The following is a 23,477-nucleotide window of genomic DNA, read 5'->3' as shown; positions in this document are numbered from 1 at the left end:
CGGCGGAATCCATACCCGCCGGCGAGTTCGAGTAAGGGAATTCAATGGAAATCACCGGTAGCCTCGCGACCATCGGTTACGGCCTCGCCGCCATCGGCCCCGGCATCGGCGTCGGTCTCATCTTCGGCTTGGGCGTGCAGGCCATCGCCCGCCAGCCCGAGGCCCGCGGCGTGCTGCAGACCCAGATGATCTTCGGTTTCGCCGTCGTCGAGGCACTCGCCATTCTCGGTTTCGTGCTCGCGATCATCCAGCAGTAAGACGGCCATCAACGCGGAGGAGATGCCAGCCATATGAACCTGGCAGCCGAGCAGGGAAATATCCTGCGGATCCACTGGGACGAATTCACCTTCGGCGCGATCGCCCTCTTCCTGTTCGCCCTGGTCGTCTATCGCATGTGGCCGCGGCTGATGTCCGCCCTCGACGAGCGGGCCAACCAGATCGAGGGTGGCATCGACCGCGCGCGGAAGGCGGAAGCGGAGGCGGAGGAGATCCGCCAGCAGTACCGCGAGAAGCTGGACGAGGCGCACCGCGAGTACGCCAGGGAGCTGGAGAAGGCCAAGGAGCAGCGCGCCTCCATCATCGCCGAGGCGCGCGAAGAGGCCCAGACCGAGGCGCAGCGGATCATCGACGCCGCACACGCCCAGATCGAGGCCGACCGCCAGCACGCCTTTGCGCAGCTGCGCACCGAGATCGGGTCCCTTTCCACCGATCTCGCCGCCCGGATCGTCGGTGAGACGCTCAGCGACAGCGCCGCCCAGACCCGGGTCGTCGACCGGTTCCTGGACGAGCTGGAGCAGGGCGAGAACGCCTCCCAGGCCGGGGCGCGCTGATGCGGGGCATCAGCCGCGCCTCCCTGGAGGCGGTCACCGAACGCCTCGGCACCGTGCTGGAGTCGGCCGATACCGCCGCACTGGGCCGCGAACTCTTCGAGGTCGTCGGGCTCCTGGGACAGGAGCACTCCCTGCGGCGGTGGCTGGCCGACCCGGCCAACCCGGCCGAGGCCAAATCCGGCCTGGTCGGCGAGCTGCTGGAGTCGAAGGTGTCGCCGTCCACCGTCATGGTGGTCGGTGACGTCGTCCAGGCCCACTGGTCGCGCCAGCGCGACCTTGTCGACGCGATCGAGCGGGCGGCGGTCTTCGCGACCATCGCAGCCGCCGAGACCGAGCAGCGGCTCGGCGAGCTGGAGGACGAGCTCTTCCGGTTCGGCCGGGTGCTCGCCGGCGAGGCCGAGCTGCGTGCAGCACTGACCGACGATGCCGTCCCCGCCGACCGCAAGGGCGAACTCGTCGCCGAGCTGCTCGCCGGCAAGGCCGACCGGGCCACGACCACGCTGGTCAGCCAGGCCGTCACGCATCCGCGGGGACGTACCCTGGAAGTCGGCTTGGAGTACTTCGGGCAGCTCGTGGCCGAGCGTGCCCAGCGCTATGTGGCGCTGGTGCGCACGGCGCTCCCGCTGAGCGAGGGCCAGCAAGAGCGCCTGCGCGCGAGCCTGTCCCGGGCCTACGGGCGGCCGATCCACCTGAACATCGACGTCGACCCCTCGATCATGGGCGGTATGTCCATCCGTGTAGGCGACGAAGTCATCGATGGCACTATCGCCGGGCGGCTCAACGAGGTCCGACGCCGCCTGGCCGGCTGAGGCGACGATCCACCCCCAAGCAGAACGCACCGGCGCCGGGCAACGCGGCGCCACTCGAGAGCAAGGACATACGTGAGATGGCGGAGCTGACGATCCGGCCGGAGGAGATCCGGAACGCGCTGCAGCGCTTCGTCCAGTCGTACGAGCCCGACGCCGCCGCACGCGAAGAGATCGGCACAGTCACCTACTCGGGTGACGGGATCGCGCGCGTGGGTGGTCTTCCCTCGGCGATGGCGAACGAGCTGCTGCAATTCGAAGACGGAACCCTGGGCCTGGCCCAGAACCTGGAGATCGGCGAGATCGGCGCGATCGTCCTGGGCGAGTTCTCCCAGATCGAAGAGGGCCAGTCGGTGCGCCGCACTGGCCAGGTGCTCTCGGTGCCGGTGGGCGACAATTTCCTCGGCAGGGTCGTCGACCCGCTGGGCAAGCCGATCGACGGCCAGGGCGAGATCGAGACCACCGAGCGCCGCGACCTCGAGGTCCAGGCCCCCTCGGTCATGCAGCGCCAGCCTGTTGGCGAGCCCATGCAGACCGGTATCAAGGCCATCGACTCGATGACCCCCATCGGCCGCGGCCAGCGGCAGTTGATCATCGGCGACCGCCAGACCGGCAAGACCGCGATCGGCATCGACACGATCATCAACCAGAAGTCCAACTGGGAGTCCGGCGACCCCGCGAAGCAGGTCCGCTGCATCTACGTCGCCGTCGGCCAGAAGGGCTCGACCATCGCCGGAGTCCGGGGTGCGCTGGAGGAGGCCGGCGCGATGGAGTACACCACCATCGTCGCCGCCCCCGCCTCCGACCCCGCCGGTTTCAAATACCTGGCGCCCTACACCGGTTCGGCCATCGGCCAGCACTGGATGTACGACGGCAAGCACGTGCTGATCGTCTTCGACGACCTCACCAAGCAGGCCGAGGCCTACCGCGCGGTCTCGCTGCTGCTGCGCCGCCCGCCGGGCCGCGAAGCCTACCCCGGCGACGTCTTCTACCTGCACTCCCGCCTGCTGGAGCGCTGCGCGAAGCTCTCCGACGAAATGGGCGCGGGGTCGATGACCGGCCTGCCGATCATTGAGACCAAGGCCAACGACGTCTCGGCCTACATCCCCACCAACGTCATCTCCATCACCGACGGCCAGGTGTTCCTGGAGACCGACCTGTTCAACCAGGGCCAGCGCCCGGCGATCAACGTCGGTGTGTCGGTCTCGCGTGTGGGCGGTGCGGCCCAGACCAAGGCGGTGAAGAACGTCACCGGTTCGCTGCGGCTGGGCCTGGCCCAGTTCCGCGAGCTGCAGGCCTTCGCCGCCTTCGGTTCGGACCTGGACGCGGTGTCCAAGGCGCAGCTGGAGCGCGGCGAGCGGCTCATGGAGCTGCTCAAGCAGGGCCAGTACGCGCCGTTCCCGATGGAGCAGGAAGTCGTCTCCATCTGGGCGGGCACCAACGGCCAGCTCGACGACGTGCCGACCGAGGACGTGCGCCGCTTCGAGGCGGACTTCCTGGACTACCTCTCCCGCGAGCACGCCGAGCTCCTCGGCAACATCCGCGAGACCGGCAAGTTCCCGCCCGAGACCGAGGCCGCCGTCAAGGACGCGATCGCGGAGTTCAAGCTGACCTTCCAGACCTCGGCCGGCACCGTGCTCGGCTCCGAGGCCGAAGCGGAGGCGCTTGAGGAGAGCAAGGTCGGCCAAGAGACCATCAAGGTCGCCAAGAGCAGCGGGAAGTAGCCCATGGGAGCACAGCTTCGCGTCTACCGCCGGCGGATCCGCTCGACCAAGTCGATGGCGAAGATCACCCGCGCGATGGAGCTCATCGCCACCACCCGCATCACCCGTGCCCAACGGGTGATGCAGGCGGCCGAGCCCTATGCGCGCGAGATCACCCGGGCGGTTTCGGCGCTGGCCCAGCGGGTGAGCGATCACCCGCTGCTGCACGAGTCCGAAACCCCGACCCGGGCCGCCGTCCTGGTCATCACCAGCGACAAGGGGCTCGCCGGCGCGTTCACGGCCAACGCGATCAAGGAGTCCGAGTCCCTGACCGCGCTGCTGCGCAACCAGGGCAAAGAGGTCCTCCAGTACGTGGTGGGCCGCAAGGGCATCGCCTACAACCAGTTCCGGCAGCGCCCCATGGAGCAGACCTGGGAGGGCATCACCGAGCGCCCGACCTATCTGGAGGCCAAGGAGATCGGCCAGGTCCTGATGGACCGGTTCACCATGGACAGCGCGACCGAGGGCGGCGTGGACGAGATCCACATCGTCTCGACCGAGTTCGTGTCCATGCTGACCCAGAACTCCACGGCCCGCCGCGCGCTGCCGCTGGAGGTCGAAGAGGTCGAGCCGAAGGTGCTGGAGGCCGAGCAGGGCCCCCTGCCGCTGTACGAGTTCGAGCCCTCCGCCGAGGAGGCGCTGGACCGGCTGCTGCCCCAGTACGTCGCGAACCGGATCTATTTCGCGCTCCTGGAGTCGGCCGCCTCCCAGCAGGCGTCGCGCCGCAACGCCATGAAGGCGGCCACCGACAACGCCGAGGAGCTTGTCCACACCTTGACCCGCCAGGCCAACCAAGCCCGCCAGGCGGAGATCACCAACGAGATCAGCGAGATCGTCGGCGGCGCTGACGCGCTCGCTGGTGCCAGCGCGGGAAGTGAGTAAGAAATTGACTGCGACTGTTGAAGGGACGGCCGCGCCTGGCACGGCCACCGGGCGGATCGCCCGGGTCACCGGCCCGGTCGTCGACGTGGAGTTCCCGGTCGGCGCCCTGCCTCCCCTGAACAACGCCCTGCACACCGATGTCACCCTCGGCGGCGAGGAGCGGACCGTGACCCTGGAGGTCGCCCAGCACCTGGGTGACAACCTGGTCCGCACCATCAGCCTGGCCCCTCAGGACGGCATGGTGCGCGGCGCCGAGGTCCGCGACACCGGCGAACCGATCAGCGTGCCGGTGGGCGACGTGGTCAAGGGCCACGTGTTCAACGCCCTCGGCGAGCCCATGGACGTGGCAAAGGCCGACCTGGACATCCAGGACCGCTGGCCCATCCACCGCACGGCCCCGCCCTTCGACCAGCTTGAGTCGAAGACCGAGATGATGGTGACCGGCATCAAGGTCATCGACCTGCTCACGCCCTACGTGCGCGGCGGGAAGATCGGCCTGTTCGGTGGTGCCGGTGTGGGCAAGACGGTGCTCATCCAGGAGATGATCACCCGTATCGCCCGCAACTTCGGCGGTGTGTCGGTGTTCGCCGGTGTCGGCGAGCGCACCCGCGAGGGCACCGACCTGTTCCTGGAGATGGGCGAGATGGGGGTCCTCCCCGACACCGCGCTCGTCTTCGGCCAGATGGACGAGCCGCCCGGCACCCGGTTGCGTGTGGCGCTGTCCGCGCTGACCATGGCGGAGTACTTCCGCGATGTGCAGAACCAGGACGTGCTGCTGTTCATCGACAACATCTTCCGGTTCACCCAGGCCGGCCAGGAGGTCTCGACGCTGCTGGGCCGCATGCCCTCGGCGGTGGGCTACCAGCCCAACCTGGCCGACGAGATGGGCGTGCTGCAGGAGCGGATCACGTCGACCCGCGGCAACTCGATCACCTCGATGCAGGCGATCTACGTGCCCGCCGACGACTACACCGACCCGGCTCCGGCGACCACGTTCGCCCACCTGGACGCCACCACCGAGCTTTCGCGGCCGATTTCGCAGAAGGGTATCTACCCGGCTGTCGACCCGCTCGCGTCGACCTCGCGCATCCTCGACCCGCAGTACGTGGGCCAGGAGCACTACGACGTCGCCCAGCGGGTCATCGGGATTCTGCAGCGCAACAACGACCTGCAGGACCAGATCGCGATTCTGGGTATCGACGAGCTGTCCGAAGAGGACAAGATCACCGTCGAGCGCGCGCGCCGCCTGGAGCGGTTCCTCTCGCAGAACATGTTCGTGGCCGAGAAGTTCACCAGCAACCCGGGCGTGTTCGTCCCGCTGGAGGAGACCATCGCCTCGTTCAAGGCGGTCTGCGACGGCGAGTACGACCACCTGCCCGAGCAGGCGTTCCTCGACGTCGGCAACATCGAGATGGCCGTCGAGAAGGCCAAGACGCTGCAGGGCTAGACGTTCAGCGGGACGCGGTCGGCACCGGCGGCCGACCGCGTCCCGCGAATCCGCCCACTAGCAGAGGAGTTTGTGGCAGTGTCGAAGAAGCTTTTCGTCGAGATCGTCTCGCCAGAGCAGGAGCTGTGGGCCGGCGAGGGCGACATGGTCATCGCCAAGACCACCGAGGGCGAGATCGGTGTGCAGCCCGGACACACCCCGGTGCTGGCGCTGCTCGCCCCGGGGGCCGTGGTGCGTGTGATCGGCGGCCGGGAGAAGGGCGAGGTCCGCGCGGCGGTCCACGGCGGCTTCATGGTCGTGACGCTGGGGGACCGGGTGTCCATCCTGGCCGAGATCGCCGAGCTGGCCGAGGATGTCGACACCGAGCGGGCAAGGGCGGCGCTGAGCGACGCCGAAACGCAAGGGATCTCCGCGGAGGATGAGGAAGCCCAGGCGCGGGCCGCACGGGCGCGCAGCCGCCTGGCGGCCGCCGGGGAAACCGTATGAGCGGCGCGGGCAGGCGCTGAGCAAGGGGAGATGCGCCGGTGCAGGAGCTGATTTTCGGCCAACCGTGGTTCAGAGCGGCGGAATGGCTGTTCATCGTGCTCCTCATCGCGGCCGTTGCCGTCCTGCTCGCCATAACCGGGCGCCGCTACTTCCTGGAGCGCGGCGGCGGTGCCGTCGAGTGCTATTTGCGGATGGGCGCCGACTCCCAGGCCTCCCCCTGGCGCATGGGACTCGGCCGGTACGGCAGCGAGGAATTGCGCTGGTACCGGGTCCTTTCACTCTGGCCGCGGCCGACAGCAGAGCTGTCGCGCCGCGGCCTTGTTGTATTGGGCCGGCGCGACCCCACCCCGGGCGATCTGCGCGAGCTGACACTGGACCTGGTGGTGATCGAGGTGGCCTGGGCCGCGGCCGACGGTTCCGATCCCGCCGAACCGGTCTGCGAACTCGCCATGACCGACAGCGCGCTGACCGGTTTCCTGTCGTGGCTGGAATCGATGCCGCCGGGGACCCACTGGCAGTCCTGACCCCCGCCGACCCTCAGCACAGCCGACCCTCAGCACCGCCGGGCCGCGCTCGGCCCCTGGGCGGGCGGCGTGCGGCCGCGACACGCACCGCCGCGCCCAACCGGATCCGCCCGGGCCGCCCGACTAAGCTGGCGGCATGATCGTGGCATTCTCCGTAACTCCGATGGGTTCGGGCGGCGACTCCGTTGCCCCCGCGGTGGCCCGCGCCGTGCGCGTTGTGCGCGAGAGCGGCCTGCCCAACAGCACCGATGCGATGTTCACCAGCGTCGAGGGCGAGTGGGACGAGGTGATGGACGTCGTCAAACGCGCCGTCGCCGCCGCGGGCGAAGGTTCGCCGCGGGTCAGCCTGACCCTCAAAGCCGACATCCGCGAAGGCGTCGCGGACGGCCTCAGCAGCAAGGTCGAGGCCGTGGAACGCGAGCTCGGCAACGTCTGAGGGCGGCGCGGCACCGCCTCGGCGGTCCGCGCCGCTTGAGGATCGGCCTTCAGCGCCGGCCGCCCGGCTTCCACAGCACCTCGGAGCCGTCGGCACCCAGCACCCGGCACAGGATGAACAGCAAGTCCGAGAGCCGGTTGAGGTAGCGCGCGGTCAGCGGGTTCACCGTCTCGCCGTGTTCCTGGAGCGCCGCCCAGGCGCCGCGTTCGGCACGGCGGGTGACCACGCGCGCCTGGTGCATCAGCGCCACCGCCGGGGACCCGCCGGGCAGCAGGAAGCTGCGCAGGGTCGGCAGGTCGGCGTTGTAGCGGTCGCACTCGTTTTCCAGGCGCTCGATGTAGGCGGGCTCCACGCGCAGCGGCGGGTACTCGGGCTCTTCACCGGGCGGGGCGACGGGGCAGGACAGGTCGGCGCCCAGGTCGAACAGCTCGTTCTGGATGCGGACGAGCATGGTCCGCACGTCCTCGGCTATGTCGCCGCCCAGCGCGAGGGCGGTCCCGATGGCGGCGTTGGCCTCTTCGACGTCGGCGTAGGCCACCAGGCGCGTGTCGGTCTTGGCGGTGCGGCTCATGTCGCCCAGGGCGGTGGTGCCGTCGTCGCCGACACGGGTGTAGATCTTGGACAGCACGACCGGAGTGTCAGAGTCCTGTTTCGTCATGGCCCAACTCTAGGTTGCCGCGAGCCGGCCGCCGCGGACCGGTTCCCGCCGCCGGCCGGTGGTGATACTTTATGCATGGGAATGGCTACACTATGTGTTTAGCCTTTGGTGGCCGCAGCGCGGCCCGCCCCGGGTGTGGTGGCGGGGGCCACCCGAGGGCCGGGTGCGCCGCTTCCCGCGTTCAGCCGCGCGGACCGGTCGGGGGGCCGGTGCCGTGCGCAACGGCCGATCGCGGTGCGGCGCAGGGAGCGTTCCGCCGGACCGGATGGCGGCCACAGCAGTGCCCGCGGGCGGGTTGACCTGTCTCCCGCCCGCGGGCACGGTGTTTCACCGGCCTCCGCCGGCCCTCACCGCAGCCAGAGGTCGCCCGCTCGGGCGGGATCGAACTTACGGGCGTCGAAGTTCCGCGGAGCCGCACCGTTCACCGGCAGTGTGCTGCCGGCATAGGTCTCGACCGAGTGCGCGACCCCGGCCGAGAGCTCCTCGACCGCCTGCCAGTTGATGTTGTCGATGTCGTCCTGGGGCGTGTGGTAGTTCGGGTCGAAGTCGGCGCCGGCGGTACCGCCGTAGTACTCGACCTGCTGTTCGGTCTTTGTGCCGTCTCCACCGCTGAACAGGCCGCCGGATGCGATCCCGGCCTCCATGAAGGCGCTGTAGTCGGAGCGGCCGCTGAACTCGGTCGGCTCGGTCACCAGATCCTGCTCTTCGTAGTAGTCCTCGAAGAGCTTCTGGATGGCGCCGGATCCCGAGGGCGGCGGCAGCGAGCCCTCCAACTCGCCGCGGCCGTCGTAGATGAAGCGGCCGTAGTTGGGCGAGCCCACCATGTCGAAGTTCAGGTAGAGCGCGATGCGGTCGAGCTGGCGCTCGTTCAGCCCCTCGACGTATTTCGTGGAGCCGACCAGGCCCTGCTCCTCGGTTCCCCAGAAGGCGAACCGCACCCGGTTGTTGGGGGCATCGAGCTTGGCCAGTTGCTGGGCGGTCTCCAGGATGGTGGCCACGCCGCTGCCGTTGTCGTTCATGCCGGGGCCCTCGGGAACGCTGTCGAGGTGCGCGCCGACCATGACGACGTTGTCGCGCTTGCCGCCGCGGGTCTGGGCGACGATGTTGTAGGAGGTCTGCGTGGTCACCGAGGAGTCGACCTTCAGCCGCAGCTCCAGGGAGTCGCCCGCGGCGGCGAGCGCGTCGCCGGTCTCGGTGGTGGCGCCCACCGCCGGGATGGCGGACTCCTCGCCGACCGTGCCGTTCAGCGGGCCCTCGACGTTGTTGGCGATGACCACGCCGGCGGCGCCGGCCGCTGCCGCGTTCTCCGTCTTGGCCTGGAACGTGCACGAACCGCGCTTGATGATCGCGATCGCGCCCTCCGGGAATCCGGCGAAGTCCTCGGCGGTGCACCCGCTGTCGGTACCGCTGTAGTCGACGGGTACCCCGGCGGCGGTCACATCGCCCGCGCCGGAGTAGGACATCGTGGTGAAGTCCTCGTCCACGGCGAACTTCCGTTCGTCGGGGGCGGTCTGGGTGAGTACGGCATCGGAGTGTTCCTCGAACAGCTCGTACTCGTAGGTGTCGCGCTTGGGGCGGTAGCCGGCGCGTTCCAGCTGGTCGATCACGTAGTCGGCGGAAACGTCGTAGCCGGGCGTGTTGGTGGCCCGGTTCCCGCCGTTGTACTCGGCGATCGTGCTCAGGTTCTCGATGTGTTCGCGGATACCGTCGGTGGTGACCAGAGTCGGCAGCACGGCTTTGTCGGCGTGCGCGCTACCGGGGGCGAGGCCGAGGCCGAGCACCAGCGTGACCGAGGCTCCCGCGCAGGCGAGGCGCTTGGCGGTCGGCTGGAGGCGGCGCCGGACACTGGGGGAGGGTCCGGATTGACTTGTGGGCACTGGCGTCCTCCTGCTGCGGACACCCGTCTACTCAGGGTGATGAGACGGGCGCTAATCGTGCGAGGTACCGTGCAGCCTGTCACTGCTGTGTGGCGTGGAGCAAGGTGGTATGCCCGAGTTTGCCGCATCCTGCCAGATGCCTTCCGCGGCGCCGGTGATCTGTGGTGTTATTGACGGTTGTGCGCGGCCCCGCCCCAACCCCGGCCCTAGAACAGGCGCGGCGTATCGGGCTCGATGCCGCGCAGCGCGTCGTAGTCGAGCGTTACGCAGCCGATTCCCCGGTCGGCGGCCAGTACGCGGGCCTGCGGCTTGATCTCCTGGGCGGCGAAGAGCCCCTTGACCGGGCTGAGCGCCGGGTCGCGGTTGAGTAGCTCCAGGTAGCGGGTGAGTTGTTCGACGCCGTCGATGTCGCCGCGGCGCTTCAGCTCAACGGCCACCGTGGCGCCGTCGCCGTCGCGGCAGAGGATGTCGACCGGGCCGATGGCGGTGGGGTACTCCCGGCGGATCAGCGTATAGCCGTCGCCCAGCGTGGTGATGTGTTCGGCGAGCAGCTCCTGCAGGTGCGCTTCGACGCCGTCCTTCTGCAGGCCGGGGTCGGCGCCCAGGGTGTGGGAGCTGTCGTGCTGGATCTCCTCGATGTGCAGCACCAGTTTTTCGCCGGACTTGCCGTGGGTGACGGTCCACACCTCGGTCCCGTCGTCCTGCGGCGCCTCCTTCACCGAGCACGGGGGGTTCATCCAGTTCAGCGGCTTGAACGCGCGGTCGTCGGCGTGTACCGAGACCGAGCCGTCGGCCTTGAACAGCAGCAGCCGGGGGGCCATGGGCAGATGGGCGGTAAGGCGGCCGGCGTAGTCGACGCTGCACCTGGCGATCACGAGTCTCACGCTGCACGATCCTAGCTGCGCGCAGGGGTTGCTGCGGGCGGTGCGCGGCGGTCGGTCCGGCCCGCGCGCGGTCGGAGGAGGCCGCGGGGCGGCGCGTGCAGGGGCGGCACCGATCGGTTCCGGCGCGCGATTTCCCCAATCCGCGAGCATGCCGCGAAAATGATAACCATTTTCGTGTAGCGTTGGAGATACCCAGATGTGGCCCTGCGGCGCCGTGACGCGCCGCGTGCCGGGAACTAACGTCGCAGACCGGTGCCGCACGATCTTCGGCAACGGCCGGAGCCGGCGCACCTGCGCGGCTTCCGCGCCTCTGCCGCCACGCCTGGCACCAGTCGCAACCAAGAGAGGGACGTCCATGTCGCTGACGGTTTCGCCGGAACTCCTGCAAAAGGCCGAGCAGGGCCCCGTCGACAACGCCGACTTCATCGCCTGTATCCGCGAATCACTCCCCTACGCCTGGAGCGTGGTCAGCGGGCTGGCCGAGCGCGCGACGGCCGGCGATGCCCCCTTCGAAGCCAATGAGGTGCCGCCGCCCGGCGAGGCCGAGCGCGGCCAGCTGCTGCGGCTGCTTGCCAGCGACGCCATGCGCGCCGCCGTCGAGAACCACTTCGGGATGCGGCTGGCCTTCCAGAATTGCCACAAGGTCGCGCTGTTCAAGCCCGGCGCCGACACCGCCTACGAGGAGTTCGTTACACCGCGCGCCCAGCTTCTCAACCAGTCTCCGGAGCTCGTCGACTGCTGAGGGCCTGACTCGCACCCCAACACCACCCCGCGGCGCCGGACTCCCCGGACGGCGCCGCGGGGGCCTGCCAGCGGCCGCGGCCTCGCTGCCGCGTCCCTGCCGCAGGCGCGTAGGCTGGGCGCATGCAGGAATTTGACAAGGTCGGAGTGGTCGGCCTGGGCACGATGGGTGCCGGCATCGCCGAGGTGTTCGCCCGCGCCGGGTTCCAGGTAACGGGCGTCGAGATCGACGCCGGCGCTGTTGAACGCGGCCGCGGCCACGTGCACAGGTCGCTGGCCAAGGCGGTGGACCGGGGCAAGCTCAAGCCCGAGGAGCAGAGCACGATCCTCGGCCGCATGTCCTTCAGCACCGATCGCGACGAACTGCGCGACGCCGACTTCGCCATCGAGGCCGTTCCGGAACGGATGGACCTCAAACGCGACGTGTTCACCGACCTTGACCGCATCTGCCCGCCGGGCACCATTCTGGCGACCAACACCTCCTCGCTTTCGGTCACCGAGATCGCCGCGCTGACCGGCCGCCCGGACAAGGTCGTGGGCCTGCACTTCTTCAACCCCGCGCCGGTGATGAAACTGACCGAGGTCGTCAGCACGATCTCCTCAGCGCAGACCACCGTCGACATCGCCGCCGAGATGGCCAAGCGCATCGGCAAGACCCCCGTGGTGGTCACCGACCGCGCCGGGTTCGTCGCCAACGCGCTGCTGGTGCCGTTCATCAACGGCGCCGTTTCGGTCTACGAGCGGCGGATCGCCTCGCGCGAGGAGATCGACTCCGCCGTCACCGCCGGCGCCGGGCTGCCGATGGGCCCGCTCACCCTGGCCGACCTGGTCGGGCTGGACGTGTGCCTGGCGGTGCTGGACGTGCTGTGGGAGGAGTTCCGCAGCCCCCGCTACGCCGCCTCCCCGCTGCTGCGCCGCATGGTCGCCGCCGGGCGCCTGGGCCGCAAGTCCGGGCGCGGGTTCTACGACCACGGCCGCGAGACCGAACCGGCCGAGGCCGTGCCCACCGGGGCGCCGGCCGAGCGGGTGCGCAGCGGGGCGAACGGCTTCGACCTCGCGGGCATGCTGCTGGCACCGCACATCGACGACGCGCTGCGGATGGTCGGCGACGGCTACGCCACCGCCGACGACGTCGACACCGCCATGCGTTTCGGCTGCGGCTACCCGCAAGGGCCGCTGGAGCTCCTTGACGAACGCGGCACCGATTGGGTCGCCGGGGTGCTGAGCAGTATGTCCCTGGCCCACCGCTACCCGGCGCAGTGGGCGCCGCTGCTGGCCGAACTGCTGGCCGACGACCGCGCCACCTTGCGCTGAGCGCGCTGACACCATTGCGCCCGTCCGGGGCCGCAGACACCACCTGGTGTCGGAGCGGCTCCGGCGCCGCCCGTACCCTGGAAGCGTGAGTCCGCGCCGCAATACGCCCCGCCGCCGAGGGGGCCAGAGCCAGCCGAACGACGCCGACACCGTGTTCCAACGGATCACCGGCGCCGAGCGCCGCGAGAACGGCCCCGACGGCGAATGGGCCCTGCGCCGCATCACCGGGTCGGCCGCCACAAAGACCTACCGCTGCCCCGGTTGCCAGCAGGACATCCCGCCCGCCATGCCGCACGTGGTGGCCTGGCGGCCCTTCGGCGACGGCGAGGACCGCCGCCACTGGCACTCGTCCTGCTGGGAGCGCCGCGCCCACCGCGGCGCCCGCCATCCGCGGCGCTGACCCCGCTCCGGCCGCCGTCCGGCGCGGCAGGTGCCCGCCGCCGCGCCGCCACCCCAGTGAACCGAGGACCCATGCAGATCCGCGCCACAACGGTGCTGCCCGCTGAGCGCCGCCCCATCACCCTGCACACCGCCGACGGCCTCGAACTCGTCGGTGAACTGGCCCTGCCCGAGGGCCGGCCGCCGCAGTCCACCCTTGTGTGCCTGCACCCGCTGCCCACCGCCGAAGGGATGATGGACAGCCATGTGCTTCGCAAGGCGTCCTTCCGGTTGCCCGCGCTGGCCGACGTGGCGGTGCTGCGTTTCAACACCCGCGGCACCGAGTCGCGGCACGGCAAAAGCCAGGGCGAGTTCGGCGAGGGCGAGGCCGAGCGCTACGACGTGGCGGCGGCCATCGAGTACGCCGAGTTCGAAGGGCTGCCGCGGCCGTGGCTGCTGGGCTGGTCCTTCGGCACCGAACTGGCGCTGAAGTGGGGTTGCGACCCCGAGGTCGAAGGCGCGATCCTGCTGTCGCCGCCGCTGCACCGGACCGCCGACGGCGACCTGGACGTGTGGGCCGACTCCGGGAAGCCGGTGGTCGCGCTCATCCCGGAGTTCGACGACTACCTGCGGCCCGACGAGGCCCGCAAGCGCTTCGCGCGCGTGGGCCAGGCCGAGGTGGTCGCGGTTGAGGGCGCCAAGCACCTGTGGGTGGGCGAGCCCTACGTCCGCACCGTGCTGAACCATATCGTCGAACACGTCGCCCCCGGCGCCGAGGTCCCGCTTCCGGTGGAGTGGGACGGCCCTTACGAGCGCGACGTCCAATCGGGCTGACAGCCGGTCGAACCCGGTCCGCGGCCAGAGGAGCGGTGCCGGCCGACCGGGCCGCCCCGGCGGGCGGGCACGCTGCGCCGCCGGTCCGAAACATGCGAAGGCCCCGGCCGCCCGGTGAATCCGGGGGCCGGGGCCTTCGCCGTCTACTCGCGGTGCAGCCCGGCTGCACCGGCGCTGGACGCCGACCCGGTGGCTACTCCTGCCACCAGTCCTCGTCGTCCTTGTCGCCCGCGGCCGCGCCGACGGGCTGCTTGGCGGCCGGCGCGGCCTGCTGCTGGCCCTGCCCCTGGCCTTGGCCCTGCGACTCGATCGCCGCGGGCTGCTCGGAAGAGGCGGCCACCTGGGCGGGCGCCGGCGCCGCGGGAGCAGCGGCCGCGTCGCCGCCGCCACCACCGCCGAGGAGCTGGCGGAGCTGGTCCAGGTGCGACTGGATGCTGTCGCGCTGGCGGCTCTTCTCGTCGACCTCCTGCTGGGCGATGCCCATGATGCGCTCGGACTCGGACTTGGCGTCGCTGACCATGTGATCGGCCTTGGACTTGGCCTCGGCGGTGATCTGGTCGGCGTTCTTCTTGGCGTTGGCGACGAGCTGCTTGGCGTGGTGCTCGGCGTCGCGGCGGGTCTGCTCGGCCTGCGTGCTGGCCTTGGTGGCCCGCTGTTCGGCGCTGGCGGCCCGCTCCTCGGCCTCGGAGACCAGCTTTTGCGTGGCGGCCTGGGCGGCGGCCAGCCGCTCGGCGTCCTGGCGCTCGGCCTCTTCGCGGCGGCCGGCGAGCTGGATCTCGAACTCGGCCTCCTCCTGTGCCCGCTTGGCCTCGCTCTCCTCCAGGGTGCGCTGCGCTTGGGCGCGCATTTCGTCGGCCTGGCGCTTGGCGGTCTGCAGGGTTTCATCGCGCTCGCGCTTGGCCGAAGCGCGCGCCTGAGCGCACTCGCGTTCGGTGGTGGTGCGCAGCTTGGCGATCTCGCCCTCGAAGGTGGCGCGTTTCTCGGCGATCTCGTGGTCGACGGCCGAACGCTTCTTCTGCACCTCGCGCTCGGTGGTGGAGGTCAGCTCGTCGGCCTCGCGGCGGGCCGTGGTGCGGATCTCCTCGGCCTCGCTCTCGGCGGAGGCCCGCTGTTCGTCGACCTCGCGCTGGGCGGTGGTGCGCAGGTCGTTGGCCTCGTTCTCGGCGGCCGAACGCATCTCGGCGGCCTCGATCTTGGCCTCGGACTTGATGTCGTTGGCCTCGGCGCGAGCACCCTGCACGAGCTCGGTCGCCTGTTCCTCGGCCAGGCGCAGCAGCTGCTCGATGCGCGCCCCCAGACCGGAGTACGTGGGGCGTTCCTGCTCTTGGAGCTGGCGCTTGGCCTCGGCAAGGTCGTTCCGGCTCTGCTCGGAGTCTTCCCGGGCCTGCTGCAGGTCGGACTTGAGTTGGTCGACGAAGGACATCACCTGCTGCCGGTCGTAACCGCGCAGGACCACGTCGAACTCAGTGGCCTGGTTGCCTTCCTCGAAGAAATTGGTGAGCTGGGCTTCAATATCGGACGACGACATGTGGCGGAATCCTGAACGAGTGACGAGACGGCTACATTACGGGTGTTCGTGTCGAGTCGCGGGCGAACCGGCATCGGCGCGTGCGGCCGCTCCTCTCGCCACGATCCAGCGGAATCGCAAGTACTCCCAGGGGTAAGTACTCCCAGGGAGGGTACTCCGGGCGCAAGGCGCCCGTGGGCGAGTTCGTGCCATTGGTACGGAATGCGGAGTTGAGGAGTCTTGCCGATTTATATCGACATATAGCGCAGCGTGCCCGACTCGGCGGGGCGTGACGGGCAGGGGACGGTTCGTACCGGAAGTCCCGGTAGCTAGCAGACTTTATCAAGCTCAACGCCCCGCAGAGGAGGGTTTCCGGCACACGGATGGGGGTTGGAACACGCCGGTAAGGCTGGGACGTGCGACGATGCCGGATGTGACGGTTTCGTTGCAGCCCGCATCCGCGGAGGGACGCATCGCAGTATGCCCCCAGCATAGCCCGGGTGTCCTCCACGGCCCTGCGCGCATCCGCCGCCGTTGCCGCCGCAGCGGGCGGGGCGCAGCGCACGGAGCACCCGCAGCGCTGCGGGCACCGCCGGTCGGCGGTCTACGGTTCGGTAACGGGCGCCTGCACCAGCTCGGTCAGCACCCCGCCGCAGTCCTTGGGGTGCAGGAACGAGATGGCCGAACCCGCCGTCCCCCGGCGCGGGGACTCGTCGAGCACCCGCACCCCCTTGCCGCCGATCTCCGCGGCATCCCCGGCGACATCGCCCGTGCCGAACGCGATGTGGTGCACCCCTTCGCCGTTGCGCGCCAGGAACTTGGCAACGGGGGAGTCACCGCGGATCGGTTCGAGCAATTGAAGGTAGGTGGCCGCACCGTCGTCGGTACCGTTGACCCGGAGCATGGCCTCGCGCACCCCCTGCTCCTCGTTCACCTCCTCGTGGGCGACCTCGAAGCCGTGCACCCTGCGGTAGAAATCGGCGGTCGCGTCAAGGTCGACACAAGCGATGCCTACGTGGTCGATGCGGGTCAGCAAGGAATCCACCTCCCAACAAGCCCGAAATAGGGCATATTTGTATCGTGGCAGACAAGGTGCGCACCAACCCAACGGAGGCTCGCTAATGCCCGGATCCGTCATCGTCAGTGGAGCGCGGACCCCCGTCGGCCGCCTGCTCGGGTCGCTGTCCGGCTTCTCGGCGGTGGAACTGGGTGCCGCCGCCATCGAGTCCGCACTCGACCGCGCCCGGATCGGCGGCGCGCAGGTCGACTACGTCGTGCTGGGCCAGGTCCTGCAGGCCGGACAGGGCCAGATTCCCTCCCGCCAAGCGGCGGTCAAAGCCGGCATCCCGATGAGCGTGCCATCGCTGACCATCAACAAAGTGTGCCTGTCCGGGCTCGACTCCATCGCACTGGCCGACCAGCTCATCGGCGCCGGCGAGTTCGACGTGGTCGTGGCCGGCGGCATGGAGTCGATGAGCAACGCGCCGCACCTGCTGCCCAAGGCGCGCCACGGCTACAAGTACGGATCGGTCGAGGTGCTCGACGCCACCGCCCACGACGGGCTGACCGACGCCTTCGACGGCGACTCCATGGGTGCCTCCACCGAACGCCACAACGCCCGCCTGGGCATCGGACGCAAAGAGCAGGACGCCTTCGCCGCCCGCTCCCACCAGCGCGCGGCCGCCGCAACCGAGGACGGGCGCTTCGAAGCCGAGATCGCACCGGTGCGCGTACCCCAGCGCAAGGGCGAGGACCGCCTGGTCACCGAGGACGAAGGCGTACGCGCCGACACCACCGCCGAAAGCCTGGGCAAACTGCGGCCGGCCTTCGACCCCGGCGGCACCATCACAGCGGGTTCCTCCTCGCAGATCTCCGACGGCGCGTGCGCGGTCGTGGTCATGAGCCGCGCCAAGGCCGAGGAGTTGGGCTGCGAGATCCTGGCGGAGGTGGGCGCGCACGGCAACGTCGCCGGCCCCGACAACGCGCTGCAGTCCCAGCCGTCCAACGCCATCCGCAGCGCCCTGGGCAAGGCCGGCGCCGGCGTCGCCGACCTCGACCTCATCGAGATCAACGAGGCATTCGCGAGCGTGGCCGTGCAGTCGATGCGCGACCTCGGCATCGGCGAGGATGCGGAGTTCGTCAACCCCGACGGCGGCGCCATCGCGCTGGGCCACCCCATCGGCATGTCCGGCGCCCGGCTGGCCCTGCACCTGGTGTACGAACTCCGGCGCAGGGGCGGCGGCCTCGGCGCGGCGGCACTGTGCGGCGGCGGCGGCCAGGGCGACGCGCTGCTGTTCACCGTGCCCGGCGCCTGAGGGCGGGGCCGGCCATGGACAGCGGCGCGGCGCACCCCCTCGGCCCGCAACCGGGCCGACCGGGCGGCCCGCACGCCCCCGGCACTGGCGAGCCGCTGGTCATCGCGGTCGCCCAACCCCCGTGCGTGCCCTACGACGTAACGGCGAACGCGTCCGTGCACGCCGAAGCCATCCGCGCCGCCGACGCCCGGGTCGTCGTCTTCCCGGAGCTGTCGCTGACCGGCTACGAGCTGGACGCCCCCGCCATCGCGCCCGACGACCCCCGGATCGCGCCGATCGTGCTGGCGTGCGCCCGGGCGGGCGCGCTCGCGCTGGTGGGCGCCCCGGTGCGGGCCGAGAACGGTGCCGAGCACATCGCGATGCTGGCCGTCGACGGCTCCGGGGCGGCCCGCGCCTACAGCAAGGTGTGGCTCGGCGGGGCCGAACCCGACCGGTTCGAGCCGGGACCGGGCCCGGCCGTACTCGACGTCGACGGCCACCGCTTGGGCCTGGCCGTGTGCAAGGACCTCGGCGCCGCCCAGCACGCCGCAGACACCGCGGCGCTGGGGGCCGGCGTCTACGTCGCCGCGGTCCTCGAACACGCGGATGCGGCGGCCACCCAGGAGGCCCGCGCCGTCCGCGCGGCCTCCGAGCACGGGATGTGGGTCGCGGTGAGCAGCTTCGCCGGTTCCACCGGAGGCGGCTACTCGGCCGCCCTGGGGCACTCGGGCGTGTGGCGGCCCGGCGGCACCCTCGCCGCACGGGCGGGGGCGGCCCCCGGCGCCATCGTCCGCACCGTGCTGGCCTGAGCCCTGCCGGCCCGGCGGCCGGTTCCCGCGCCGCCGCGGCAGGCCCGCGAAGCCCGCGCTTGCGGCGGATTCCGGCGCTCGCCGGGCTTCCCGCGGGCGGGCCGGTGCGTTTAGGTTTGCGGGTATGCGTGATGACTCCGCCCCGCAGACCACCTCCGCGGCCTCCGGCCCCGACGCGGCCGAACCGAACGGTGCGGCCGCCGCCGGCGGCTCCCAGGGCGGTGCCGCCATCACCGACCTGGACTCGGCCCGGCGGGCGGTGCTCGGCGTGGCCACCGGTGGCGAACGCGAGTCGCTGGAGACCTTCCTCGACTACCTCCGCTGGGTTGTCGTGCACAGGGCGAACGGCCTCACCGAGGAGCAGGCGCACCGGCGCCTGGTCCCCTCCGATACGACCCTGGCGAGTTTGCTGCACCACCTGGCGATCGTCGAGTGCAACTGGTTCCAGCGGATCGTGGCAGGCCGCGATCCCGCGGAGCTGGGTCTGGACCCCGCCAACCCCGGGTACTCGTGGGGCGTGCCCGGAGACGCCACCCTGGCGTCGCTGACCGCGGCCTACGAGCGCGAATGCGCACGTTCGCGCGCGACCGCCGCCCGGTTCTCCCTCGATGACTCCTTCGCCCACGACGAGTTGCGGAACACGCGGCTGTCGCTGCGCTGGATCATGCTGCACATGATCGAGGAGACCGCCCGCCACGCCGGCCACGGCGACATCCTGCGCGAGCAGACCGACGGCACGACCGGCGACGCGGACTGAGCGCCAGGGCTCCCGGCTACCGGCCCCCGTCCCCGTCTCCGTGCACGGTGCGCTTGGCCGCGTACCAGTTCTCGCCGACCGGCTCGCCCGCGAGATTCCAGCTCCACGACACGGTCGGCGTGATCCGCATGTAGGCGCCCGGACCGACCATGCCCTCGCGCTCGAACGGCTGCTCGGCGCGGCCGTAGATGCGGATCCCGCGGGCGGCGAACGGGTCGAAGGACACCATGTCGTCGATCACCAGGGCGACTTGGTCGGAGCCGGCGGCAACGTTGCGGAACTTGCGGGTGCGGGTCACGGTCGATCCGCCGCCGACCCAGAAACGGTCGCCGTCGAACTCGACCGCGACCGGAACGGCGTCGGGTTGGCCGTCGGCCGCCACGGTGGCCAGGCGGCCCATCGGGTGCGAATGCAGATACGCCGCCTCTTCTTCGGTGAACGCCATGGGTGCGCCTCTTTCCCTTATCCGGGGGTCCATGGTTCCGGCTGTCCGGCGCCGGCCCGCGCTGCTGCTACCTGCAATCTGCCACCTGCTACCCGCGGGAGGGCGGCGCTGATCGGGGGCGCCGTGCGGCCGTTCCCCCGCAGGCCGCTTCCCGTTCAACCCGGGGCCGCCGGGTGCGTCCGGTGGCCGGGGTTGGGATACTCGGATGCCCAAGCGGCGCGGCGGCAAGTGTGAAGGGAGCCCGATGGAGGGCGAAGACCTGGTCAAGCGGGTGCTGCACGGCGACCGCAGGGCGTTGGCGCGGGCGGTATCCCTGGTGGAGGACTCCGCGCCGCAGCTGCGCGCGATCGTCGCCGGGCTCGCCGAACACACCGGCCGCGCGCGCATCGTCGGGCTGACCGGCGCGCCCGGGGTGGGCAAGTCCACCTCGACCAGCGCACTGGTCAAGGCGCTGCGGGCACGCGGCGACAGCGTCGCGGTGCTCGCTGTCGACCCCTCCTCGCCGTTCACCGGCGGCGCCCTGCTCGGCGACCGGGTCCGGATGCAGGAGCACGCCACCGACCCCGGCGTCTACATCAGGTCGATGGCCACCCGGGGCCACCTGGGCGGGCTGTCCTGGGCGGCGCCGCACGCGCTGCGGGTGCTGGACGCGGCCGGGTTCGCGGTGGTGCTGGTCGAGACCGTCGGGGTGGGCCAGGCCGAGGTCGACATCGCCGCGCACGCCGACACCACCGTCGTGCTGTCGGCGCCCGGCATGGGCGACGGTGTGCAGGCGGGCAAGGCCGGGGTGCTGGAGGTCGCCGACATCCTCGCCGTGAACAAGGCCGACCGCGAGGGCGCGCGGGCCGCGGTCCGCGACCTGCGCCAGATGGTCGCCCAGGTCGACCGGGAACCCCACGAATGGAAGCCGCCGGTGGTGAGCATGGCCGCGGCCGATGGCGAAGGCGTGGCCGATCTGCTGGCCCACCTCGACGAGCACGCCGACCACCTGGACACCTCCGGCGGACTGAACGCGCGCCGCCGCGCCCGCGCCCGGCGCGAGATCGAGGGCATCGCCATGGAGGTGCTCACCCGGCGGCTGGCCGACGTGAGCGGGCACGCCGCGCTGGACAAACTCGCCGATGAGGTGGCCGCCGGAGGAGACCCGTACGCGGCCGCCGATACGGTGCTGGCGGCGTTGGAGAACCGGTAGGGCGGGCGGCCCGGCACCGGCGGATGGTGGCCTTGAGCACACGATCAGTCGCGGTCCGCAGGTCGGTACAGTAGCCGCGTGGGTAACCCGCTGAATCTTCCGTTCGACCCCATCGAGCGCGCGCACGACAACTGGTCGCGGCGGTGGGGAGCCAACCCGTCGATGGCCGCCGTCACCTCGATCATGCGCGCCCAGCAGATCCTTATCGGCCAGCTCGACACCGCGTTGAAGCCCTACGAGCTGACCTTCGCGCGTTACGAGGCGCTGGTGCTGCTCACCTTCAGCTCGACGGGCGCGCTGCCGCTCGGCAAGATCGGCGAGCGGCTGATGGTCCACCCCACCAGCGTCACCAACACCATCGACCGGCTGGAGCGCCAAGGGTTCGTGCACCGCAGGCCCAACCCCAGCGACGGCCGCGGCACGCTCGCCGAGATCAGCGCCAGCGGCCGCGAGGTCGTCGAGCAGGCCACCCGCGACCTGATCGCCATGGACTTCGGGTTGGACTGCTACTCCGGCGAGGAGGCATGGCACATCCACTCGGTCCTGGCCAAGCTCCGCGTGGAGTTCGGCGACTTCCCCGCCGAGCGCAGCGGCGGTTCCGGCGCCACCGGGCCCGACCCGGCTTCCGGCGGTACCGGAGCGGAGTAGGCGGTGCAGACAGTGCAGGCACCCGCCGGCGCCCCGGGAGCGGGCGCACACCGCCCGGGAACCACTATGCAGGTTTAGTTGGACGTCCTACTATTGAGGTATGGCCAAGCCTGAAGACATCGCTGCGGGCCGCGCCCGCTGGCAGGCGCGCTACGACGCCGCGCGCACCCCAGGATCCGGCGGGCGGGGCAGCACCGCTCCGGAATCCCGCACCACCCTCTCGGGCGAACCGGTCGAGCCGGTCTACGGCCCGCCGGAAGATTCCGAGGCCCCCGGCTTCGAGCGGATCGGCTGGCCGGGGGAGTTCCCGTTCACCCGCGGCCTGTACGCCAGCGGCTACCGCGGCAGGCCCTGGACCATCCGCCAGTTCGCCGGGTTCGGCAACGCGCGCCAGACCAACGAGCGCTACCGGATGATCCTGGAGTCCGGCGGCGGCGGGCTCTCGGTGGCTTTCGACATGCCCACCCTCATGGGTTACGACTCCGACGACTCCATTGCGCTGGGCGAGGTCGGCCATTGCGGGGTCGCCGTCGACTCCGCCGCCGATATGGACATCCTCTTCGACGGCATCCCGCTGGCCGAAACCACCACCTCCATGACCATCAGCGGCCCCGCCATCCCGGTCTTCTGCATGTACCTGGTCGCCGCCGAGCGCCAAGGGGCCGACACCACCAAGCTCAACGGCACCCTGCAGACCGACATCTTCAAGGAGTACATCGCGCAGAAAGAGTGGCTCTACCCGCCTGAGCCGCACCTGCGCCTCATCGGCGACCTGATGGAGTACTGCGGCGAACACATCCCCGCGTTCAAGCCGCTGTCGGTATCCGGCTACCACATCCGCGAGGCCGGGGCCACGGCCGCCCAGGAGTTGGCCTACACCCTCGCCGACGGTTTCGGCTACGTCGAACTCGGCCTGTCGCGCGGGCTGGACGTCAACCGGCTCGCCCGCGGCCTGTCGTTCTTCTTCGACGCCCACATCGACTTCTTCGAGGAGGCCGCCAAGTTCCGCGCCGCCCGCAGGATCTGGGCGCGCTGGATGCGCGACCGCTTCGGAGCCACCGACGAACGCGCCCAGTGGCTGCGGTTCCACACTCAGACGGCCGGTGTCTCGCTGACCGCCCAGCAGCCCTACAACAACGTGGTGCGCACCGCCGTCGAGGCGCTGTCGGCGGTGCTCGGCGGCACCAACTCGCTGCACACCAACGCCCTGGACGAAACCCTGGCCCTGCCCACCGAACGCTCCGCCGAGATCGCGCTGCGCACCCAGCAGGTGCTGCGGGAGGAGACCGGCGTGGTCAACGTCGCCGACCCGCTCGGCGGCTCCTACTACGTCGAGGCGCTGACCGACCGCCTGGAGGACGAGGCCGAGCGCACGTTCGAACGCATCGAGCGCATGGGCGGCGGCGCCGGCGCCGAACACGCCATCGGCCCCATCACCTCGGGCATCCTCGCGGGCATCGACAACGGCTGGTTCACCTCCGAGATCGCCGAGTCGGCGTTCGCCTACCAGCAGGCGCTGGAGAAGGACGAGAAACGCATCGTCGGTGTCAACTGCCATACCGCCTCGGTCACCGGCGAGGTCGAGACCCTGCGCATCAGCCACGAGATCGAACGCGAGCAGAAACGGATCCTGGCCGAGCGCCGCGCCGAACGCGACGGGGCCGCCGTCGACACCGCACTGGCCGACCTGCTCGCCGCCGTGCGCGACCCCGAACGCCCCAACCTCATCCCGGTCATCCTGCAGGCCGCCCGCGCCGAAGCCACCCTCAGCGAGATCTGCTGGACCATGGGTGCGGAGTTCGGCACCTACACCGAGAACCCGCGCATGTGACGGTGGTAACCCCGGCGCCCCGGCAGCCGCAGTGGGGCCCCGGGGCCGCCGGGCGCCACCCGGGCCGTGTGCCCCGATCGCGGCCGTCTCCGGCCGCGGCGGGCGGCGGCGATCCTTCACCGGCACCGTCGGCA

At 70.8% G+C, this 23,477-nt stretch carries 25 protein-coding genes; 19 read left to right on the top strand and 6 right to left on the bottom strand.

The features are described 5' to 3' along the window. Positions 1–44 precede the first annotated feature (44 nt). The 9 genes from atpE to ACYVD5_RS08485 all read left to right on the top strand — a co-directional run bounded on the left by atpE (position 45) and on the right by ACYVD5_RS08485 (position 7,174). Positions 45–257, top strand: coding sequence for an ATP synthase F0 subunit C (gene atpE, locus ACYVD5_RS08525; protein ID WP_461000399.1), 213 nt, complete (start codon positions 45–47; stop codon positions 255–257). A 33-nt stretch (positions 258–290) separates the two neighbouring features. Next, on the top strand, positions 291–830 hold the full coding sequence (gene atpF / locus ACYVD5_RS08520) for a F0F1 ATP synthase subunit B (RefSeq protein ID WP_461000398.1): 540 nt from the start codon (positions 291–293) through the stop codon (positions 828–830). After that, positions 830–1,639 (top strand): F0F1 ATP synthase subunit delta, encoded by an 810-nt coding sequence (locus ACYVD5_RS08515; protein ID WP_461000397.1) that lies wholly within the window; start codon positions 830–832, stop codon positions 1,637–1,639. The genes atpF and ACYVD5_RS08515 overlap by 1 nt, the downstream gene beginning before the upstream one ends. Before the next feature lie 77 nt (positions 1,640–1,716). Next, positions 1,717–3,360, top strand: coding sequence for a F0F1 ATP synthase subunit alpha (gene atpA, locus ACYVD5_RS08510; RefSeq protein WP_461000396.1), 1,644 nt, complete (start codon positions 1,717–1,719; stop codon positions 3,358–3,360). A gap of 3 nt (positions 3,361–3,363) precedes the next feature. Continuing rightward, complete coding sequence (locus tag ACYVD5_RS08505; RefSeq protein WP_461000395.1) at positions 3,364–4,281, top strand: F0F1 ATP synthase subunit gamma; 918 nt, start codon at positions 3,364–3,366, stop codon at positions 4,279–4,281. Between the two features lie 4 nt (positions 4,282–4,285). Further along, complete coding sequence (gene atpD, locus ACYVD5_RS08500; RefSeq protein ID WP_461000394.1) at positions 4,286–5,728, top strand: F0F1 ATP synthase subunit beta; 1,443 nt, start codon at positions 4,286–4,288, stop codon at positions 5,726–5,728. 78 nt (positions 5,729–5,806) lie between these two features. Beyond that, a complete protein-coding gene (locus ACYVD5_RS08495; RefSeq protein ID WP_461000393.1) occupies positions 5,807–6,214 on the top strand; it encodes a F0F1 ATP synthase subunit epsilon in 408 nt (135 codons plus the stop codon). Between the two features lie 38 nt (positions 6,215–6,252). Continuing rightward, entirely contained in the window at positions 6,253–6,738 is a 486-nt protein-coding gene (locus ACYVD5_RS08490; RefSeq protein ID WP_461000392.1) for a DUF2550 domain-containing protein, read from the top strand. A gap of 136 nt (positions 6,739–6,874) precedes the next feature. Next, positions 6,875–7,174, top strand: a complete 300-nt coding sequence (locus ACYVD5_RS08485; RefSeq protein ID WP_461000391.1) for an MTH1187 family thiamine-binding protein — start codon at positions 6,875–6,877, stop codon at positions 7,172–7,174. Between the two features lie 49 nt (positions 7,175–7,223). On the opposite strand, the gene ACYVD5_RS08480 is transcribed toward ACYVD5_RS08485, so the two are convergent. The 3 genes from ACYVD5_RS08480 to nucS form a co-directional block, all read right to left on the bottom strand. Next, entirely contained in the window at positions 7,224–7,832 is a 609-nt protein-coding gene (locus tag ACYVD5_RS08480) for a cob(I)yrinic acid a,c-diamide adenosyltransferase (protein WP_461000390.1), read from the bottom strand. A 347-nt stretch (positions 7,833–8,179) separates the two neighbouring features. Further along, positions 8,180–9,709, bottom strand: coding sequence for a M20/M25/M40 family metallo-hydrolase (locus ACYVD5_RS08475; RefSeq protein WP_461000389.1), 1,530 nt, complete (start codon positions 9,707–9,709; stop codon positions 8,180–8,182). A 206-nt stretch (positions 9,710–9,915) separates the two neighbouring features. Further along, positions 9,916–10,593 carry an endonuclease NucS gene (gene nucS, locus ACYVD5_RS08470; protein WP_461000388.1) on the bottom strand — a complete coding sequence of 226 codons (678 nt, stop codon included), beginning with the start codon at positions 10,591–10,593 and terminating at the stop codon, positions 9,916–9,918. Between the two features lie 355 nt (positions 10,594–10,948). Here nucS and ACYVD5_RS08465 point away from each other — a divergent pair, with 355 nt between their 5' ends. The 4 genes from ACYVD5_RS08465 (at position 10,949) to ACYVD5_RS08450 (ending at position 13,860) form a co-directional block, all read left to right on the top strand. Further along, the gene (locus ACYVD5_RS08465; protein ID WP_461000387.1) at positions 10,949–11,335 is read left to right on the top strand and encodes an SCO5389 family protein; all 387 of its coding nucleotides are present in this window, start codon (positions 10,949–10,951) and stop codon (positions 11,333–11,335) included. A gap of 122 nt (positions 11,336–11,457) precedes the next feature. Beyond that, a complete protein-coding gene (locus ACYVD5_RS08460; RefSeq protein ID WP_461000386.1) occupies positions 11,458–12,648 on the top strand; it encodes a 3-hydroxyacyl-CoA dehydrogenase in 1,191 nt (396 codons plus the stop codon). Positions 12,649–12,733: 85 nt separating this feature from the next. Then, positions 12,734–13,048, top strand: coding sequence for an ATP/GTP-binding protein (locus tag ACYVD5_RS08455; protein ID WP_461000385.1), 315 nt, complete (start codon positions 12,734–12,736; stop codon positions 13,046–13,048). 71 nt (positions 13,049–13,119) lie between these two features. Continuing rightward, positions 13,120–13,860 (top strand): alpha/beta hydrolase, encoded by a 741-nt coding sequence (locus ACYVD5_RS08450; RefSeq protein ID WP_461000384.1) that lies wholly within the window; start codon positions 13,120–13,122, stop codon positions 13,858–13,860. Between the two features lie 193 nt (positions 13,861–14,053). Here the strand turns inward: ACYVD5_RS08450 and ACYVD5_RS08445 are convergent, their stop codons facing one another. Continuing rightward, positions 14,054–15,388 (bottom strand): DivIVA domain-containing protein, encoded by a 1,335-nt coding sequence (locus tag ACYVD5_RS08445; protein ID WP_461000383.1) that lies wholly within the window; start codon positions 15,386–15,388, stop codon positions 14,054–14,056. Between the two features lie 583 nt (positions 15,389–15,971). Then, positions 15,972–16,403 carry a methylmalonyl-CoA epimerase gene (gene mce / locus ACYVD5_RS08440; RefSeq protein ID WP_461000382.1) on the bottom strand — a complete coding sequence of 144 codons (432 nt, stop codon included), beginning with the start codon at positions 16,401–16,403 and terminating at the stop codon, positions 15,972–15,974. 85 nt (positions 16,404–16,488) lie between these two features. Between mce and ACYVD5_RS08435 the strand changes: the two genes are divergently transcribed. From ACYVD5_RS08435 to ACYVD5_RS08425, 3 genes are all read left to right on the top strand, one after another. Continuing rightward, on the top strand, positions 16,489–17,682 hold the full coding sequence (locus ACYVD5_RS08435) for an acetyl-CoA C-acetyltransferase (protein WP_461000381.1): 1,194 nt from the start codon (positions 16,489–16,491) through the stop codon (positions 17,680–17,682). 14 nt (positions 17,683–17,696) lie between these two features. Then, positions 17,697–18,470, top strand: coding sequence for a carbon-nitrogen hydrolase family protein (locus ACYVD5_RS08430; RefSeq protein ID WP_461000380.1), 774 nt, complete (start codon positions 17,697–17,699; stop codon positions 18,468–18,470). Between the two features lie 124 nt (positions 18,471–18,594). Further along, positions 18,595–19,227 (top strand): DinB family protein, encoded by a 633-nt coding sequence (locus tag ACYVD5_RS08425; protein ID WP_461000379.1) that lies wholly within the window; start codon positions 18,595–18,597, stop codon positions 19,225–19,227. 16 nt (positions 19,228–19,243) lie between these two features. Here the strand turns inward: ACYVD5_RS08425 and ACYVD5_RS08420 are convergent, their stop codons facing one another. Beyond that, complete coding sequence (locus ACYVD5_RS08420; protein WP_461000378.1) at positions 19,244–19,672, bottom strand: PPOX class F420-dependent oxidoreductase; 429 nt, start codon at positions 19,670–19,672, stop codon at positions 19,244–19,246. A 244-nt stretch (positions 19,673–19,916) separates the two neighbouring features. On the opposite strand from ACYVD5_RS08420, the gene meaB reads away from it, so the two are divergent. The 3 genes from meaB (at position 19,917) to ACYVD5_RS08405 (ending at position 23,343) form a co-directional block, all read left to right on the top strand. Beyond that, on the top strand, positions 19,917–20,864 hold the full coding sequence (gene meaB, locus ACYVD5_RS08415) for a methylmalonyl Co-A mutase-associated GTPase MeaB (RefSeq protein ID WP_461000377.1): 948 nt from the start codon (positions 19,917–19,919) through the stop codon (positions 20,862–20,864). A 78-nt stretch (positions 20,865–20,942) separates the two neighbouring features. Continuing rightward, a complete protein-coding gene (locus ACYVD5_RS08410) occupies positions 20,943–21,512 on the top strand; it encodes a MarR family winged helix-turn-helix transcriptional regulator (protein WP_461000376.1) in 570 nt (189 codons plus the stop codon). 100 nt (positions 21,513–21,612) lie between these two features. Continuing rightward, on the top strand, positions 21,613–23,343 hold the full coding sequence (locus tag ACYVD5_RS08405; protein WP_461000375.1) for an acyl-CoA mutase large subunit family protein: 1,731 nt from the start codon (positions 21,613–21,615) through the stop codon (positions 23,341–23,343). Positions 23,344–23,477: the final 134 nt, after the last annotated feature.

It is taken from the genome of Streptomonospora sediminis (assembly GCF_054778995.1).
The sequence above is the reverse complement of the archived record's forward strand: the minus strand, read 5'-3'. Positions and strand labels throughout refer to the sequence as shown.

Bases quoted from the DNA above. Each gene is read 5' to 3' on its own strand.
- ACYVD5_RS08445 (WP_461000383.1), bottom strand. From the start codon at position 15,388: ATGTCGTCGTCCGATATTGAAGCCCAGCTCACCAATTTCTTCGAGGAA.
- ACYVD5_RS08435 (WP_461000381.1), top strand. From the start codon at position 16,489: ATGCCCGGATCCGTCATCGTCAGTGGAGCGCGGACCCCCGTCGGCCGC.
- ACYVD5_RS08485 (WP_461000391.1), top strand. From the start codon at position 6,875: ATGATCGTGGCATTCTCCGTAACTCCGATGGGTTCGGGCGGCGACTCC.
- ACYVD5_RS08425 (WP_461000379.1), top strand. From the start codon at position 18,595: ATGCGTGATGACTCCGCCCCGCAGACCACCTCCGCGGCCTCCGGCCCC.
- atpA (WP_461000396.1), top strand. From the start codon at position 1,717: ATGGCGGAGCTGACGATCCGGCCGGAGGAGATCCGGAACGCGCTGCAG.
- ACYVD5_RS08430 (WP_461000380.1), top strand. From the start codon at position 17,697: ATGGACAGCGGCGCGGCGCACCCCCTCGGCCCGCAACCGGGCCGACCG.
- meaB (WP_461000377.1), top strand. From the start codon at position 19,917: ATGGAGGGCGAAGACCTGGTCAAGCGGGTGCTGCACGGCGACCGCAGG.
- ACYVD5_RS08465 (WP_461000387.1), top strand. From the start codon at position 10,949: ATGTCGCTGACGGTTTCGCCGGAACTCCTGCAAAAGGCCGAGCAGGGC.
- atpE (WP_461000399.1), top strand. From the start codon at position 45: ATGGAAATCACCGGTAGCCTCGCGACCATCGGTTACGGCCTCGCCGCC.
- ACYVD5_RS08505 (WP_461000395.1), top strand. From the start codon at position 3,364: ATGGGAGCACAGCTTCGCGTCTACCGCCGGCGGATCCGCTCGACCAAG.
- ACYVD5_RS08460 (WP_461000386.1), top strand. From the start codon at position 11,458: ATGCAGGAATTTGACAAGGTCGGAGTGGTCGGCCTGGGCACGATGGGT.
- atpF (WP_461000398.1), top strand. From the start codon at position 291: ATGAACCTGGCAGCCGAGCAGGGAAATATCCTGCGGATCCACTGGGAC.
- ACYVD5_RS08405 (WP_461000375.1), top strand. From the start codon at position 21,613: ATGGCCAAGCCTGAAGACATCGCTGCGGGCCGCGCCCGCTGGCAGGCG.
- ACYVD5_RS08515 (WP_461000397.1), top strand. From the start codon at position 830: ATGCGGGGCATCAGCCGCGCCTCCCTGGAGGCGGTCACCGAACGCCTC.
- ACYVD5_RS08420 (WP_461000378.1), bottom strand. From the start codon at position 19,672: ATGGCGTTCACCGAAGAAGAGGCGGCGTATCTGCATTCGCACCCGATG.
- ACYVD5_RS08480 (WP_461000390.1), bottom strand. From the start codon at position 7,832: ATGACGAAACAGGACTCTGACACTCCGGTCGTGCTGTCCAAGATCTAC.
- ACYVD5_RS08450 (WP_461000384.1), top strand. From the start codon at position 13,120: ATGCAGATCCGCGCCACAACGGTGCTGCCCGCTGAGCGCCGCCCCATC.